The 17697-nt window shown below is 41.9% G+C and carries 12 protein-coding genes; 7 read left to right on the top strand and 5 right to left on the bottom strand.

Going from position 1 to position 17697, the window contains the following annotated elements; all coding sequences use genetic code 11:
• Positions 1-153: 153 nt before the first annotated feature.
• The 3 genes from tnpB to AC19MX_RS18440 all read left to right on the top strand — a co-directional run bounded on the left by tnpB (position 154) and on the right by AC19MX_RS18440 (position 5284).
• Entirely contained in the window at positions 154-504 is a 351-nt protein-coding gene (gene tnpB, locus AC19MX_RS18450) for an IS66 family insertion sequence element accessory protein TnpB (protein ID WP_498299391.1), read from the top strand.
• An 80-nt stretch (positions 505-584) separates the two neighbouring features.
• Positions 585-2075 (top strand): IS66 family transposase, encoded by a 1491-nt coding sequence (gene tnpC, locus AC19MX_RS18445; protein WP_498299390.1) that lies wholly within the window; start codon positions 585-587, stop codon positions 2073-2075.
• 887 nt (positions 2076-2962) lie between these two features.
• The gene (locus AC19MX_RS18440) at positions 2963-5284 is read left to right on the top strand and encodes a putative bifunctional diguanylate cyclase/phosphodiesterase (protein WP_498299389.1); all 2322 of its coding nucleotides are present in this window, start codon (positions 2963-2965) and stop codon (positions 5282-5284) included.
• Here the strand turns inward: AC19MX_RS18440 and AC19MX_RS18435 are convergent.
• Together AC19MX_RS18435 and AC19MX_RS18430 are read right to left on the bottom strand one after the other, a co-directional pair.
• Positions 5250-6224, bottom strand: coding sequence for an alpha/beta fold hydrolase (locus AC19MX_RS18435; protein ID WP_498299388.1), 975 nt, complete (start codon positions 6222-6224; stop codon positions 5250-5252). The two genes, AC19MX_RS18440 and AC19MX_RS18435, sit on opposite strands and share 35 nt — an antisense overlap.
• Positions 6225-6282: 58 nt before the next feature.
• Positions 6283-8100, bottom strand: a complete 1818-nt coding sequence (locus tag AC19MX_RS18430; RefSeq protein WP_498299387.1) for a DUF885 domain-containing protein — start codon at positions 8098-8100, stop codon at positions 6283-6285.
• A gap of 221 nt (positions 8101-8321) precedes the next feature.
• Here AC19MX_RS18430 and add point away from each other — a divergent pair, with 221 nt between their 5' ends.
• Entirely contained in the window at positions 8322-9320 is a 999-nt protein-coding gene (gene add / locus AC19MX_RS18425; RefSeq protein WP_432404209.1) for an adenosine deaminase, read from the top strand.
• 120 nt (positions 9321-9440) lie between these two features.
• Here the strand turns inward: add and hemN are convergent, their stop codons facing one another.
• From hemN to AC19MX_RS18410, 3 genes are all read right to left on the bottom strand, one after another.
• Complete coding sequence (hemN, locus tag AC19MX_RS18420) at positions 9441-10817, bottom strand: oxygen-independent coproporphyrinogen III oxidase (protein WP_498299386.1); 1377 nt, start codon at positions 10815-10817, stop codon at positions 9441-9443.
• Positions 10818-11001: 184 nt separating this feature from the next.
• Positions 11002-11751 (bottom strand): NRDE family protein, encoded by a 750-nt coding sequence (locus tag AC19MX_RS18415; RefSeq protein ID WP_498299384.1) that lies wholly within the window; start codon positions 11749-11751, stop codon positions 11002-11004.
• Positions 11752-11810: 59 nt separating this feature from the next.
• Positions 11811-13442 (bottom strand): metal transporter, encoded by a 1632-nt coding sequence (locus AC19MX_RS18410; RefSeq protein ID WP_498299382.1) that lies wholly within the window; start codon positions 13440-13442, stop codon positions 11811-11813.
• 263 nt (positions 13443-13705) lie between these two features.
• Between AC19MX_RS18410 and AC19MX_RS18405 the strand changes: the two genes are divergently transcribed.
• The 3 genes from AC19MX_RS18405 (at position 13706) to AC19MX_RS18395 (ending at position 17661) form a co-directional block, all read left to right on the top strand.
• The gene (locus AC19MX_RS18405; protein WP_432404196.1) at positions 13706-14302 is read left to right on the top strand and encodes a YhgN family NAAT transporter; all 597 of its coding nucleotides are present in this window, start codon (positions 13706-13708) and stop codon (positions 14300-14302) included.
• Between the two features lie 189 nt (positions 14303-14491).
• Complete coding sequence (locus AC19MX_RS18400) at positions 14492-14797, top strand: hypothetical protein (RefSeq protein ID WP_498299381.1); 306 nt, start codon at positions 14492-14494, stop codon at positions 14795-14797.
• Positions 14797-17661, top strand: a complete 2865-nt coding sequence (locus AC19MX_RS18395) for an immune inhibitor A domain-containing protein (RefSeq protein ID WP_498299380.1) — start codon at positions 14797-14799, stop codon at positions 17659-17661. Before AC19MX_RS18400 ends, AC19MX_RS18395 begins: the two co-directional genes overlap by 1 nt.
• Positions 17662-17697 lie beyond the last annotated feature (36 nt).

Here is a 17697-nt window from a genome sequence, read left to right as displayed (position 1 = left end):
ATCACGTTTTATTCAGGTAAAACAAACCACCACTGAAGTCTGCGCGCAAACTCATCAACATGTGGTGCAGTTTGATATCCGCACAGGCCAGTTAATGTTTCCAGCCAATTTAGCAACGAACGATATCATTGCCATTATTAAAGGGCTGATGGCATGAAGATGTTTGTTGATGTGCCCACCATTTATTTATGTGCCGATGCGGTCGATTTTCGTAAATCGATTAATGGATTGGCGGCGTTGGTGGAAGCAGAGCTTGAACTACCAGTGCTCAGTGGCGCACTATTTGTGTTTTGTAATAAAGGGCGCGACAAACTCAAACTGCTGTACTGGGATAACACCGGTTTTGCCCTGTGGTATAAGCGTTTAGATAAGCATAAGTTCAAATGGCCTAAACTCATGTCACCCACCATGACATTAACCGAGCAGCAATTACACTGGTTATTAGCAGGTTATGATGTGATTGGTCACAGCAAAATGGATGTTGCAGGTAAACAAATACTTTAATTATTACGATCGATTGATGATCATCAAAAGATGTTCAGTTAGCACTGGAAAGCCTTTCATGATGCCTTAAAATAGGCGTTATGAAAAATGAACTTGCCCTTAAACAGCGTATTGCTGAACTTGAAAAACTGCTCGAAAATGAGCGGCAATTATCTTTACAAAAAGATGCGCAAATCGCTGCATTGGAAGAGCGCTGGCGTCTGGCCCAACAAAAACAATTCGGCAAAAGTGCTGAAGGCTTTGTCGGCCAAGGCGAGTTATTCAATGAAGTAGAAGAGATTGTTGAGGAAGTTGAGGCAGAGCAACAATCCATTAGTTATACCCGTAAAAAGCCACTGCCAAAAGACTTACCCCGTGAGCAGGTTATTCACGACATCACCGATAAGACCTGTGATTGTTGTGGCGGTGAGCTGCATAAAATGGGTGAAGATAAGTCAGAAAAGCTTGAGTTTATACCCGCTCAAATCAAAGTGATTGAGCACATTAGGCCTAAGTACGCTTGCCGTCACTGTGATAAATCCTCGACTCAGACACCGATAAAACAAGCCTCAATGCCAGCCATGCCCATCAACAAAGGCATTGCGACGGCGAGTTTATTGAGCCAACTTATCACCAGTAAATACCAATATGGGTTACCGCTTTATCGCCAGGAAGCGATGTTTAAGCAATACGGTATTGAGCTCAGTCGCCAGACCATGAGCAGTTGGATAGACAAATCCGCCGCACTCTTTGCGCCACTAGTTGCGCGACTTAAAGCCGAGCTGTTAAAGCAACCCACGTTGTTTGCCGATGAAACGCCATTAAAAGTGGTGAAATCCGATAAAGTGAACAGCTACATGTGGGTGTATTGCTCAGGCCGGGATTCACCAGACCCGAATAATCCTATCCCTAATATCGTGCTTTACGACTTCCACAATAGTCGCGCGGCCGCGTGCGTGGTCAATTATCTTGATGGATATCAAGGGTATTTACACGTGGATGGTTATCAGGCCTATGCCAAAACAGAGGCAACCTTAATCGGCTGTTGGGCTCATGCTCGTCGTAAATTTATCGACGCGAAAAAGCTACAAGGTAAAAACAAAACTGGCAAAGCAGATGTGGTATTGAGCCTTATCCAAAAATTGTACGGCGTTGAGTCACGCGTTAAAGATAAAAATGTGGATGATAAATACACGACAAGACAACAAGCCAGTGTGCCTATACTGGACAAGCTAAAAGCATGGCTTGAGCAGAACCAGCCAAATTTAGTGGGCAATACCAAACTGATAGAGGCGGCTAATTACCTCGCTAATCAATGGCACAAGCTTATCCGCTATGTGGATGATGGACGACTCAGCATCGATAATAATAGAGCAGAACGCGCGGTAAAACCATTTGTGATAGGCCGAAAGAATTGGTTATTTAGTCAAACGGCTAACGGTGCCCATGCTAGTGCAACCCTTTACAGTATTGTGGAAACCGCTAAGGTTAATGGACTCATCCCATTTGATTACATCATGTCTTGCCTTAATGAACTGTGCCAACCAGAGCCCGATATCGATAGCTTGTTACCCTGGAATTTTAAAAAATAGGTGTGGTTCGCTAGACGCTTACGATATGTTCATGCGAGAGTAGGTCATTTCCAGGCGCTAATTTCTCTGAAAAGAGATGCTCGAAAGAGTAGAGATAAGCCCGTTGCTAACAAAATAGGCTTTTTTACGTCTGTAGTTTAGTCAATATAGTCAGAGAAAGAAACATGATAGCAGTGTGGCCGATATGCCCATACGAGAATCAGTCATTTCCAGGCGCCTAATTTTTTGAAAAGAGATACTCGAAAGAGTAGGAAGAGCCAGCTGCTAACGCAACGGGCTTTTTTACGTCTGCAGTTTAGTCAATATGGTCAGAGAAAGAGGCCGCAGTGTGGCCAATATGCCCCTGCCAGAATAGGTCATTTATTATGTATAATTTTATCGACTGTGTCGTGATAATTTTTATATCCAACAGATGTAGTTTTATCAGTCTGTAGTTTACACGCATACTTAAAAGGGTTTTTAAGGTGTGTTTTTTGATGTTTAGCAAACAACTTGCTATTAAATAACGCAAATTCCGCTAAGGCCATTATGTTAATATGGGGTATTGTAAATACGATAACGCAAATCAGATAATGCCGATAAACTATGGCTGTTTAATGTAAAAAGCTATTAATTAATAAACAGTTTTTATGCTGTTTATGTGGTTGCGTTCTATAACTATTTCTTTACTTATTGCTAAGATTACCGCTAGCATATATTTATCTATTTTATTGGGTGGGTTTATTTTGCCTCGGCTGCCAACATTTTCTTTATCTGTGCTTGTTCCTTTATGTTTTTTTATCCTTTACCTCGGTTTGGTATGTGGGGAGTATTTCTATGAGCACGCAGAGTTAAATGATCAGCTAGCATTGAGACAGACCGAGCAGATCCAAAAAGATCTTTTCCGTATGCGCCATGTTATTGATTCAGCTGTGATGACTCAAGATTTTGAGCGGATAGAGCAAGAAGTTGCACTTGTTTCGACTGAGCAAAATATGATGGTATATGTTATTTTGGATTCATCTAGTGAAATCCAATATGCAAATCATATCATTTGGCGCGATAGCAATGCGACAAATGTGCTTGAGGGATATTCTGCAGAACAACATCGCTTATCAGTAACAAGCAGTAAACCTTATATCAATGTCAGTTTTGATCGTCTTTCAATACAAGCGTATTACCCGCTTAATTCTAATTCTCGTTTTAGCTACTCAAATGCCGCTGAGCTTGTGTATCTTGAATATGATATCGCCAACCTATTGTCTGAGGCGTCAGAAAGTCTATTAAAAAGATTTACCGGGATATGGGGATTCGGTGCTCTTGTGCTAACCCTATTTTGTTTGCTATTGCATTACGCATTAATTAGGCCATTAACTCAACTTAGCCATGCCGCAAAAAATTTAGATAATCCAGATTTTAGTAATAATATTTTCTGCGTCACCACTGAAATTAATAATCTCCGAGATTATCTCAATTTAGTCAAAGGTCGTTTGTCTCGCAGTCGAAAGCGTCTTAATGATGCAGAACAAAGATGGCTATTTGCTGTTGAGGGCACACGCAATGGCATTTGGGACTGGGGAATTGCAACTGGTGATGTGTTTGTGTCAGACCGTTGGAAAGAGATGCTTGGCTACCAACACTATGAACTAGATAACGATTACTCGGTATGGGAATCTCGCCTACATAGAGATGACAAAGAACAAGTATTAAATACTTTGCAAAACTATATTAATAATCAACGAGATGAATATGAAAGTGTCCACCGATTACGCCATAAAGATGGCCGCTATATTTGGGTTCTTGACCGCGGCAAGATCGTTGAATGGGATGAGTCTGGTAGGCCGTTAAGAATTATTGGTACCATTACGGATGTATCTGGTGATGTAAAAAGTCAGCGTATATCCGTGGATAAAATTAATCACAATGGCTTAACTGATTTAATTAATAGAGAAGTCTTGGCAGACGAACTATACGATTTACAGGTGTTTAGTCGCAGTACAGGCCAGTTTTCGGCATTGTTAATGATTAATTTAGATAATTTTAAACTGATTAACGATGCACTTGGCAAGCAGTTAGGCGATAGATTATTAATGCAGATAGCGGCTAGATTGTCTGGTAATTTCTCTAACGCAGGTTTAGTGGCTCGACTTGGTGCAGACGAATTTGTTATTTTAGCTAAAAATTTGGGCAGTGAAATTGATCAAGCTAATAAGCGTGCTTTGGCATTAGCCAGTGAAGTAAGGCAACTTATTGGTCGTGGTTTTACTATTTCAGAACAAAATTTATCTATTTCAGCAAGGATCGGCTTAGTGGTATTTGATGGTATTGAATCATTAGAACCGCAAATATTATTAGCTCGTGCAGATAGCGCACTTGAGCAAGCGAAAGACAGCCGAACGAACGGTTGTGCTATTTATGAACCGCAGTTAGATAAAAATCAAATTCAACCTTTTAAATTGCAAAATGAGCTAAAGGACGCCATCAGTAACCATCAAATGTCATTGGTTTTTCAACCTGTTGTAGATCAAGCTGGACGAGTCCATAGTGTCGAAGTGTTGATGCGTTGGTATCACCCTCAGTTTGGTTTTATTAGCCCGACCAAATTTATCGCTGCTGCTGAATTGACAGACTGTATTTTTGAACTCGAACTTTGGGCCTTAGATCAGGTATTAGAAATGATTAATACCTTACAGCAAGCACAATCAACCGTGCCCATCATGTCGTTAAACGTTTCCTCAAGACACTTTCATCAAGACCATTTTGTCAGTGTTTTAATGAATAGAATTAATGCGGCTCAAATATCACCGGCTTTATTACAGCTTGAATTAGCTGAAGATATATTTACCGTCAATTCTAATAACGCTAGAGGTAAAATTTCAGAACTACAAGGACATGGCATCAATATCGCTATGGATGATTTTGGTGGTGGCTCGTGTGGCGTACATCAATTACAAGGCATTAAATTTTCGCAGGTTAAATTAGCTGCAGTATATTTAGATGAAATAGAATATAACCCTGAGACATTTAATATTGTAAATGCAGTCATTGAATTTGCATCTAAACTAAATTTACCGGTAGTGGCTAAACAAATAGAAAATAAACAACAGCTTAATTTATTAACACATGCAAAATGTACTTGGTTCCAGGGGTATATTATTAGCCGTCCTCTAGATAAAGAAGACATGATCCAGTTAATTAAGACCCAGTTGTCTTTGAGTGTTGTGCCATAAAGTCCATGGTATAAGACAACGCAATATTGCGCATTATATCTGTTTCTATAAACACTTCGTGGAAAGCTCCCTCAATAACAACCTTATGACAGCGACTACTTAGGGCAAGGTTTTGAGCTTCGTTACAGACAATGCTGTCTTTTTCTGCCTGTAAAATCAAAATAGGTGTTTGGCTATGTTTAGCATATTCAATGCATCGCTGCGCAGCTGACATTGCTTCGAGTAACCAGCGATTTGTTGGCGAACCTAACTGTGCTTTAGGCGTGGCATCAAATTGATTACGATATTGTTGATAGCGCGGTTTACTGTGCGTTAATTGATTACGCTTAAACGTCACCGCTTGGTATGCACTGCCACCTAGCACATAACGACTATGCACTTTTCCATCGATCACATGACTATTATCAAATTTATTTGCTAGCCAACGGACTGTCTTTGCCGCAAAAGGCAGTTTTATTCCGAGCATAGGTGCCGAAAAAATAGCAGCGGTAAATGTGGCAGGATGTTGCTGGATATAGTCCGTTGCGACAGTACACCCCATTGAATGGGCGAGTATAAACAACTCAGAATGCTTATTTGGGATAACGACTTCATTAATAAACTGACTGAGGTCGTCTGTGTAATCGCTAAACTTATCAACATAACCTTGGTGAGGGTTATGGGTTAGCCTATCTGATAAACCCTGACCTCGGTGATCTAAGGCATACACGCTAAAGCCTTGTTGATATAAATCGAACATTAATTCTTTGTATTTTATATAAGATTCAACACGACCATTACTGATCACTATCGCTTTGTGATTATCTGGATGTTGAATGTATGCATAGGCAATACTTATTCCATCTGGGGTACTAAAGTGACTCTGAATTACGCCTAGCCAAAAATTGCGCTGAGCACTGGTGTCTAATTTGAGTTCCGACGAAAATTTCATGTAATGCATTATGTATAAACCAGCTTGTTAATATTTATTGTGTTGTTTGTTGCGTAAAATATCGCGGTTAAATTTGGCCGTTAACTTTAATTAAAGCTTGTTGTTGCACGATAAACTGATCGATCATCTGCTCTAATACTGACATTGGGATTGACCCATTTTCAAGTACCGCATCATGGAAAGCTCTAATATCAAAATCAGCGCCTAATGCTGACTCTGCTTTAGCACGTAAACGTTTAATGGTTAACTCGCCGATTTTGTACGATAAGGCTTGTCCTGGCCAAGAAATGTAACGATCAATTTCGGTCGTGACATTGTGCAGCGATAACGCGGTATTACTGGCCATAAAGTCTATTGCTTGTTGACGACTCCAGCCTTTTGAATGCATGCCCGTGTCGACAACCAATCTTGCTGCTCGCCACATTTCGTAAGTTAAACGACCAAAATTACTGTATGGATCTTGATAAAATCCGGCTTCAAGCCCGAGGTATTCCGAATATAATCCCCAACCTTCGCCAAATGCTGAAATATAGCTATAACGTCTAAAGTTAGGTAAATCAGCGAGCTCTTTATTCAGTGATATTTGTAAGTGATGACCGGGTACGGCTTCGTGTAGCGTGAGTGCTTCGAGCTCATATAAAGGGCGTTTATCTAAAGCGTAAGTATTGACCCAATAATAGCCAGGCTCGTCATCACGGTTTGAGCCTGAATAGCGACCCGTTGTGTACTTAGGTGCTATTTCAGCAGGAACCGGCTCAATACCATAAGGTGTTCTAGGCAGTTTACCGAAGTATTTAGGCAGCATTGCATCGGCTTTTTTTGCAATAAAGGCGGCTTCTTTAAGTAACTCATTTGCGGTTTTAGGATAAAACTGTGGGTCGGTGCGTAAAAAATGTAAAAATTCAGCAAAACTACCGTTGAAGTTAACCTGTTGAATAATCGCCTCCATTTCGCCGCGTATTCTGGCCACTTCCTCAAGGCCAAGCTGATGGACTTGCTCGGCACTCATGTCGACAGTGGTGTAGTAATTAACTCTATTTTGATAAAACGCTGCGCCGTCGGGTAGTGCTGAAGCGGCAATTTCAGTACGCGCATTGGGTATGTACTGCTCAATCATAAAATCATAAAACTGCTGATACAGAGGTAATACTGTGTGTGTTACCAGTTCTAGACCTTGTTGAGTTAATGCTGCTTTCTCTGCCGCACTAAAGTGATCTGGATATTGTGTAAACGGTACAAAGTAGCCACTTTTTTCGGGTTCGACAATAAAGGCGCTTATGCTGTCTTCAAAACCATTTAGTGTCACCTTGGCCGGTGTAATTCCACTGGCCAGACCCTGTTTTAGCCAGTCAGTCTGTTGTTCAAAATAGCGTGGCATCAACGTTAATTTAGCCATATATTGTTGGTAGTCTTCCATGCGATTAAATCGAGCTTTTGCTATAGAAGCAATATAGGCATGGAATCCGCTTTCGGCGGTAATAGGCAAATAATGATCATGAAAACGATATAAATCGACATCGTTTTGTAATTGCGCTTGCAACATATTTGCGTTAATGATGCTTTCTTTTGATAAACCTGTACGATTTAGGTTGTTAAGTGCATCGAGTAACTCGAGTGTTTGCTGATTCTTTTGTGCTAAGGCGTGTGGCGAGAGATCGGCGAGTTTACTGGCCGCTTCAACATTGCCCAAGCTGGCTGCAAGCTCTGGTGAATACGCTAAAGTCAGTGTCCAACTTTTGTCGATGATTGCTTTCAAGTCTTGTTCTGCAATCGCTTGCGAAACGGAGATGTTATCAAGAGTCTCTGTGTTAGATTGTGGCGTCGAATTAACTTGGCAGCCTGATAAACTGAATACAAAGAGTGCAGGTAAGATAAGCAAGCGCATCAAAAGTCCTTTAGATTGGCAGTATGTATGCTTTAGTTGATTAAGAGTATGCCCGATTTCAGCATAAAAAACACATCGCAAACACAGTTGTGGATATGTTGTGACTGAATTCAGAAAAAAACAATCGTCATCAGAAATAATGTAAATACATGTTAAACTGAATACTATTCTCTGACCGACAAAATCAAACCAATGGCAGGGTAAGTTTATAGGGGTTAATTATGATAGATACAACCATTCCACTGGTTGATTTGCATCGTCACTTAGACGGTAATGTTAACGTAAAAACCATTTGGGAATTAGGCCATCAACATGGTATTAAGTTACCGGCTAATTCGTTAGAAGAGCTTGCACCTTTTGTGCAAATTCAAGGTAAAGAAAACAATTTAGTCGACTTCTTAAAGAAACTAGATTGGATGGTTGCGGTGTTAGCTGATTTAGATGCTGTTAAGCGTGTTGCCTACGAAAACGTCGTCGATGCCGCTGCTCAAGGATTAGACTACGCAGAGTTGCGCTTTAGCCCTTACTACATGGCGATGAATCATAATTTACCGATTGAAGGTGTGGTTGAAGCTGTCATTGATGGTATGCGTGCCGGTATTAAAGAGCACGACATTCAGATTAAGCTAATTGGTATTATGTCTCGCTCTTTTGGCCAAGAAAAATGCCGTTTAGAACTTGAAGGTATTTTAGCTCATCGTGACAACATTGTTGCAATGGACCTGGCGGGAGATGAGCTTGGTTTCCCTGGAGACTTATTTACCGAACACTTTAAGCGTGTGCGTGATGCTGGATTACAGATTACTGCACATGCTGGTGAAGCTGCGGGTGCAGAAAGTATGTGGCAAGCCATTAACGTTTTAGGTGCCACTCGTATTGGCCATGGTGTTAATGCTATTCATGATCCTAAATTAATGGAATACCTTGCTAAGCACCGTATTGGTATTGAGTCGTGTCCAACCAGTAACTTACATACCTCAACTGTCGCAAACTATGATGTGCATCCTCTGCGTAAATTTTTAGACGCGGGTGTGTTAATTGGTTTGAATACCGATGACCCAGGGGTGAGCGCAATTGATATCGCGCACGAATATCGTGTCGTTAAGTCTGAAATGGGCTTTAGTGATAGTCAATTAGCAACCTTACAACGCAATGGCGTTGAAATGGCCTTTTTATCTGACAGTGAGCGCAAAGCGTTATACGCCAAAAAAGCTCAATAACCTGAGTTTTAATAGCCTGAGTTGAATGCCATAAAGCATTGAATTAAAAGTTATAAAAGACATAACAAAATAGCCAGCAAATGCTGGCTATTTTTATGTTCAGAACTTGTTATATTACAATTAAATCACTCGTGAAAACTGCTGTTGACGAGCTTTTTGACGATAATACACATCAAAGCACATACAGATATTACGGATCAGTAGACGACCGGTCGTGCTAACGGTGAGTTTGCGGTCTGTAATGTCGACAAGCTTATCGTTAATAAAGGTCTGTAATAATTTTAAGTCTTCAGCAAAGTAGCTTTCAAATTGAATATCAAATGTGTCATCAATTTTGGCCATATCTAAGTCAAAATGACAAATGATTTGCTTAATGACTGCACGGCGGATTTCATCATCACGGTTTAAGCTACAGCCTTTCCAAAGCGCATGACCATTAGCGTCAATTGATTCGTAGTAAGGGCGAATGTCTTTTTGGTTTTGTGCATAACAATCGCCAATTTGGCTGATTGAAGAAACTCCTAAGCCTAACAGGTCACATTCTTCCTGAGTGGTATAGCCTTGGAAGTTACGGTGCAGTTTTCCGGCATTTTGTAATTTAGCTAACTCATCGGTTGGCTTTGCAAAGTGGTCCATACCAATAAATTGATAACCAGCACCCGTTAACGACTCAATGGTTTGATGCAACATATCGAGCTTTTGCTGCGGTGATGGCATATCGATATCTTTAATTTTACGCTGCGCGGCAAAACGAGACGGTAAATGTGCATAGTTAAATACCGATAAACGGTCTGGCGATAGCTCAATAATACGCGCGATAGTTTTAGCAAAGGTCTCAGGTGTTTGTAACGGCAAACCATAAATAAGGTCAACGTTAGTGGATACAAATCCTAGCGCTTTTGCTCTGGCTATTAAGTCGAAAATAAATTGCTCGTCTTGTTCGCGATTTACCGCTACTTGAACATCTTTATTAAAATCTTGTACACCAATAGACACCCTGTTAAATCCGGCTTCTTTTAGCGTGTCTAACATGCTGAGTTCTATCTCACGCGGGTCGACTTCGATTGAGTATTCACCCACTTCAGCAAAGTTAAAGTGTTCTTTAATCAACGCAGTTAACTTTAGGATTTGCTCAGGGCTTAAAAATGTAGGTGTGCCGCCACCCCAATGCATTTGAGTGACAGTGTAGTTTTTGAATAGTGGTGCGCGCTTAACAATCTCAGCGGCTAAATATTCAATATATTGGTCTGCTTTGTGGGCGTGACGAGTAATAATTTTATTACATCCACAGTAGTAGCAGAGCTTGGCACAAAAAGGAATATGCACATACAGCGACAATTTGTCGGTTTTGCTATTTTTAATCGATGTCAGTAAATCTTGCTCAGTAAAGGCGTCATCGAATTCTAATGCGGTCGGGTAAGAAGTATAACGGGGACCGCTGTAATTGTATTTTTCGATCATCGACTGATCCCAACTAATCTGAGTGGGCTGCTTCAAGGCGTGTCCTCCGGGGGTAAATTAGCAACAGGCGAAGTATGCAATGTTCACAAACAAATTAACTTGATCTAGGTTGTAAAAATGAATGTTGCCTGTGCAAACTCAGGCACATTAGTCGTAACTGATATGGAATTTTATGAATAATGAGGTGCTCGTCACAGTCTACTACGCTGAAATATTGAAGTTAACCGAGGGTAAACTGCTGTGAGCCTAAATTGCGCGCTTTACCGTCATAGCGAGTTTCAGAAAACGTGATTTGACCACTACGGTGTTTCAGCATAATGCTGGTTGAGCGGGTACCGTATTCGTCATGCTGAATAAAAATTGATGAGAGTCTTCTTTCCCATTCAAGGCTAACACCTGTTTTAGGCAATGCGTTATCTTCAGGTTGCGAGGTGTCGAGCATTAATGCGCGTAAGGCTTCAATATCTGGTTTGGCAGTTTGATTAATATAACGCTGTAGTGCTTGTTGTCCTTTGGCCATTTTGGGCCACACATCATCTAAGGCGCCATTACTCACAGCATGAAATCCCGATGAGAGTTTGGTGGTTTGTGAGGTTTTACTGTTGAAGCAATAAAGCTCATCATGCTGTTGGAACACAAGATTGAAGGGATTGTAGTTAATGGCGTGCTCACTAAGCCATTGAGGGATTATATCGTTGGTGCACAAGGCGTTGACCACGAGCTCACCACGACTGCGAACGCCATCTTGCTGGCCAAGCACTCTTATATTGGTTAAGCCCGCAAATTGCCCAAGTTCATTTACCCCAAGCCAAGTGCCGCCTGCTTGTTTGTCTTGGCCAGCATAAATAGCTGGTGTCGTGGCCCAACGATAAGCGGGCTCTGTTGCTCTGTGATGAAATTCATCACGGTTGGCACAAACAATTAATGGGTAATCTGGGTGAGTATCAATGGCAACAAACAAAATGCACATGGGGTTTCTCGTTTAGGGACGATAACCCCATCATAACCATAAATTAATCGATTTACTGGTTATTTATGTTGATTATCACTGTTCGCTGTATGAGTGTGGCTATGCGAATGATCGTGACTGTGATTATGGCCGCTAACGTGGCTATGACCAGTATCATCTCCATGACCTTTAGTATGATCATGGTGATGAGGCGTCGTTTTTATATTGATCATGAGGCGGCTTAAAAACTGTCGAGGACCAAGCCTAAGTAAGCTCGCTCCAAACAGTAAGATGATAGCCACTAAGCCAATAATATTTATTATATCAGGTAAATGTAGTGTGTTTGTTGAACTTAATGTCACTTGATCTGCCACCATTAAGCAAGCCAGCAAAATCCCGCCTAACATCAAACCTTGTTTCCAATTCATCAGTTTTAATTGACCAATACTGACTACAGGTGCTGCGAGTAGGGTAAATGCGACTGCTATTTGGCTCCAACCACTATAAGCAAGCGCCAAGGCCAAAATAACCGTGCCGAGGTTACAAAAACGCATTGGTAAAAAGACCAACAGTAAAATAAACACCTGCAGCGCAGGGTTTTCTAATGGAACCGAAGGGTGACCAATTAAATTGGCTAATACTAAACTCAGTATAATCCACGGCGCGCTTCTATCGACTAATTGACCAAAACCAAAACGCCAAGCTGAATCAGGTAAAGCAGGATGTGGGTCGGTAATCTTGACTTGAGTCATCGTCATCAATATACCAATCGCGAGCAATCCCAGTGTTTGATATAACGCAAACCATGGCCCCAGTAATAACAGGGTAACCAATAAGGCTTCAGGTCCAGCAAGGCGTTGTAGCCAACGTAATGCTAATGAAGCGTGTGACGGACGTAAACCCAGCGCGAAACGCGATGTCGCGATAACGTAACTGGCTAATAAAATAGGTGAAATGGTTAATAACCAACTCACAAATTGTTCTGAACCATGGTCGTGATGCGCATGCTCGTGACCACCGGTATCCATTAACAATAATAACGCCAACAAACCTAAACCCAATAAACTGCCAATACCCGCTTGATACTGATATTTACCTTGCTTGTCTTCTTGCTGGTGGCCATGAGGTTGATGTAGCACCACATGCAATATAGAGCCAGTCACAAAGGCTTGCAGGTAAACCGTATTCTCTAAACTCAATTGAGTCAGTAAGTGTTCACCAGCAAAGTAGCCTACAGCGGTTAATACCATCATTGCCGCTAATACAATACTCGCCCAGCGAGTACCAACCTGAGGTTTTAATAACCACCAAATCGCCACACCAACAGGTAAGCGATGCATAATCACGCCTAGCGCAAGCAGAGTTGAGTTGCCTTCTTGTTGTGCTAGTACCATTGCACCGCCATCGGTAATCGTGTGCAGCAATAGCCCACCAATACCGAGTGTGAGGGTAATGTTGTGAGTGATATTAGAGTAGCGATGGAATAGTTTTTCGCTTGCAGTAGGGCCCCAAACGCCGAGCAACACAAAAAACAGCGTGATAAAACCACCGTGCTCGAGCAATTCTGGCAAAATATGGATGAGCACTAGTCCGCCTAGCGAGACGAATATAAAACCGTCTAAGCCTTTTTGTAACCCACTTCCCGATGAAAAGTAACGATAAAAAAGCGGCCCAAATAATAATGCGATACAGCTAGCGATGAGATAGAGCATGTTATCCAAGGATTCAATCGAAAAAAACAACGCAGTATAACATTTTTCAATTATGTTGTAGCGTGCGAATCGCTCAAGCTGAAAAATTTACTTAAAACAGATAATGTGAGCAATGCTCGATAGCCTGTCATAGGTCATAGTACCAGTAGACGGCAGCGCGGTTGGACACAGATTAAACGAATATCTGAGTCATTACGTCGATTGTTGTAACGGTTTCGGTATACAATATCGCCATTGTTTTACAAATTAAAAGATAGTTGTCCATGGATATTTTTTCTGCTGCTGTGATGTTATTTCTGATTATGGATCCACTCGGTAATTTACCGATTTTTGCCTCCATATTACGCCACATTGATCCTAAAAAGCGCCGCAGAGTGTTAATCCGTGAATTAATATTTGCGTTAATTATCATGTTGTCATTCTTGTACGCCGGCGAAGCTATCTTGAATTTTCTTAATTTGCGCTCCGAGTCGGTCAGTATTGCTGGCGGGATTATTCTATTTTTAATTGCGATTAAAATGATTTTTCCATCACCTGGTGGTGTTGCCGGCTTAGCTGCGGGAGAAGAGCCGTTTATTGTCCCAATGGCCATTCCATTAATGGCTGGGCCGTCTATTTTAGCGGCATTAATATTATTAGCACACACCGACAATAGCCGCATGATTGATTGGACTATTGCGCTGGTGTCAGCTTGGGCGCTAAGTGCCTTTATCTTAATGTTTTATAAAGTGTTCACTCGTATACTGGGTGAAAAAGGCCTCACCGCCGTTGAACGTTTAATGGGCATGGTTTTGGTGATGATTTCAGTGCAAATGCTGCTCGATGGCATTTCAAATTATATCAACCACACCACAGGTTAATCCCAGTCTACTGTAATCACGGTTAAAACCGACTTTATGAGTCGGTTTTTTGCTTTATTAAGCTCTCGTAATGATTTATTTACTACTTTTTAATCGAACGGTCACATTTACATTAAAGAATGTCTAACTTTAATTGTAACCCTATAGTTGCAGCTGTTAATGTCATGTAATTATTGTTTGGGGTGATTTATGAAGTCTATTTTCTTATTGTTGGGGCTTGCCATATTGAGTGTGCAGGGGTGCCAACATCAAGCAACCGCAGAACCCGCACCTGTTGCGATAGCCACAAAACCATTGATCAAAGACTGTGGCCCAAGTGGCATGCCACCAATACGCGATCGCAGTAAATTAATTGAAAACCTGCGTGCTAAAGGCTTGATAACCGAGGATATGGATCAAGTGCAAATAGACAAAACGGTTGCCGATTATATTACCAAGCGCCAAAAAGCATTTGAAAAATGCCACAAACCAACACCCAATACAGGTAAGTCGTAATGAGTAAGTTAACTAAATATCAAGGTTTTGCTATATCCACTTTATTGCTGGCATGTTGCAGTACCTCAGCATTAGCGGCCCCACAAACGGGCACGCCAGCAGATGGCGCACTTATTAACGAACAGCAAGTACTGTATTGGCTAATTAAACGTGGTGAGCTGGCCGTTGACGCTACTGAGCAAGAAAAACAAGCCGCCATTGATGCTTTTGTGAGCCGTGGACGTGATGCTAAATTTAAACCTGCGGCGATTGAAGTCAAAGCTGAACAAATACGCCTTAAACAAGCTGCGCAAAAAAGCACAAAAAATGCCCAGTATGTAGCAGCAAATAATAAAGTGCAGGCTGACCAAGATATTACTAAAACAGTCAAGGTGTTGGCTGTGCTGGTGGACTTTCCTGATTTACCGCACGATGCGAATCAGCTTACTGTTGGCGATACAGACATGTACTACAACAGCTATCCGGCATCGCATTATCAACAATTACTGTTTTCTGAAACCGGTTTTGCTGGCCCCAATAGCCAGACGCTGCAATCTGCGTATCAATATTTTCAGGCCGCTTCGGGCAAAAGTTTTTATTTTACTGGCCAGGTACAAGATTGGGTAACTGCAGATAACAACGCCGCATACTATGGCGGTAATAATGAAGATGAAGATGACAACGCGGTACCTGAGTTAGTGAAAGAAGCTGTCGTTAAAGCCATTGTGGGTATGAGTGATACTGAACTCAATAGTTATGATATTGAAGATCCATATGATTTAGATGGTGATGGTAACTACGATGAAGCCGATGGCATTATCGATCACGTGATGCTATTTCACTCAAGTATTGGTGAAGAAGCCGGTGGTGGTATTTTAGGTGACGATGCGATTTGGTCGCACAGATACTATGTTGACCAAGACACAAATGGCTACAGCATTCCGGGCCGAGGCCTAAAAGTACTTGGATATACTGTACAGCCCATCGACTCAGCAGCAGGGGTGTGTACCCACGAGTTTGGCCATGATTTAGGTTTACCTGACGAATACGACACCACTAACCTGGGCGATGGTTCACCCGTTGGCGAATGGTCGTTGATGTCTGGTGGTAGTTGGACTGGCAGTATTGCAGGTTCTCAACCCAGTGGTTTTAGCCCTTATGCGAAGTCTTATTTACAGCAAAAATACAAAGGTAAGTGGGTTAATGAGCAACATGTTTCGTTAGCCGATTTAACTAGTGGCAGCACATCCGTACAGCTCAATCACGCCACTAATTCCGACGCAGTAAATCAACTGTCTATAGCGCTACCTGCGCAAGGCGTACCGTTTAAAGCTCCTTTCTCTGGGGAATATCAGTATTATTCAGGCCAAGGCAATATGCTCAATAATGCCCTGTCGTTTGATGTGACATTACCGTTAGATACGCCGCTTGCATTAACCTTTAAAGCCCATTGGGACATTGAAGAAGATTTTGACTATGTACAGGTGCTCGTCGACAGTGTCGCAATTGAAGGCAACTATACTAGTAACAATAATACGGTTTATCCGACAGTAAAAAACTTCATTAGTGGTCAGTCGGGCGACATTGTCACGTCAACAGGGGCAGACAATTGGGTTGATTTACGTTTTGACCTCAGTGTTTATGCTGGCCGTAATGTACAAATCAGCGTGGTATACAAAACTGATGAAGCCGTAGGCGAGTACGGTATGGCAATTGATGATATTCAGCTCACTAACCAAGGTAATGCTTTTTATGTCGATGGTGCTGAAGCGAGCGATGTTGCAACCTTAACTGGGTTTACTCGAATAGATGACAGTCTGCCAGGCCAAGCTCAACGTTATATTGTGCAATTACGAAGTCATCAGGGTATTGATGCGGGGTTGGCTTACAGCAAATACGTACCAGGCGTTTTACTGTGGTTAGAAAACTTTAACCAATACGACAACAACGTATCAGAGCATCCTGGAGAAGGATTAATTGGTGTCATTGATGCAGACCAAAATCTGATTGGCACCAGAGGTACAGAGGTTCAGGTTCGCGATGCCGCCTTTAGCTTATATGCTCAAAGTACGTATTCTGGTGACACCCATTTAGATGCCGAGTCATTATTTGATGACAGCCGCGATTACAGCGCACCGCTTAAACCGCAAGCCGGGATGATTATTCCTGAATTAGGGTTAACTATGCAGGTTACCGAGCAAGCAAGCGACAGTAGCAGTGCAACGGTTGAGTTTGCGTTAGCCGATGGCAGTATTTTGCCTGAGGTAGACTTAACGGCAGATATTGCGGCTGAGGTCATAGGGGCAAAAGTGAGTTTTAGTGCCACAGTGAGTGGTGGCAGCGGTTATACCTATGCATGGTCATTTGGTGTAAGTAACGCCACCAGTACAGCAAGTTCACCAAGTTACACTTATCCAACCTCAGGCGATTATGACGTCAGCGTGCTGGTTAAAGACAGTGCCGGCAATACGGTTACCGCAACTAAAACAGTGAGGGTAGTTATTGCGCCAGTGGCAGCATTTACTTTGCTTCAAACTGATGCAAGTGTCAGTGTGACAAACAGTTCAACCGAAGGCTTTGGTGGGCTTACTTACCTATGGAACTTTGGTGATGGCAGTGCTTCAAGTACAGTACAAAACCCGAGCCATGCTTACACTCAAAGCGGCACTTACGCAGTGACTTTAGTCGCGACGGATTCATTAGGTAATGAATCAAGCATGAGCCAAAATGTTACCGTAACCGTTGCTGTGACGACAAAACCCACTACGCCGGCAACACCGACAACAACTGCATCAACTGACAGTAACAGTAGCGGTGGTAGTTTAGGGTGGTTAAGCATGATGTTACTCGTTTTAGGCGGTACTTTGCGTAAGCGAGTTAACTAACCTGAACTCTGGATAATAAAAGGTTAGCTAATCATT

The organism is Shewanella sp. MF05956, assembly GCF_059758055.1.
This window is presented reverse-complemented; position numbering and strand designations above follow the sequence as displayed.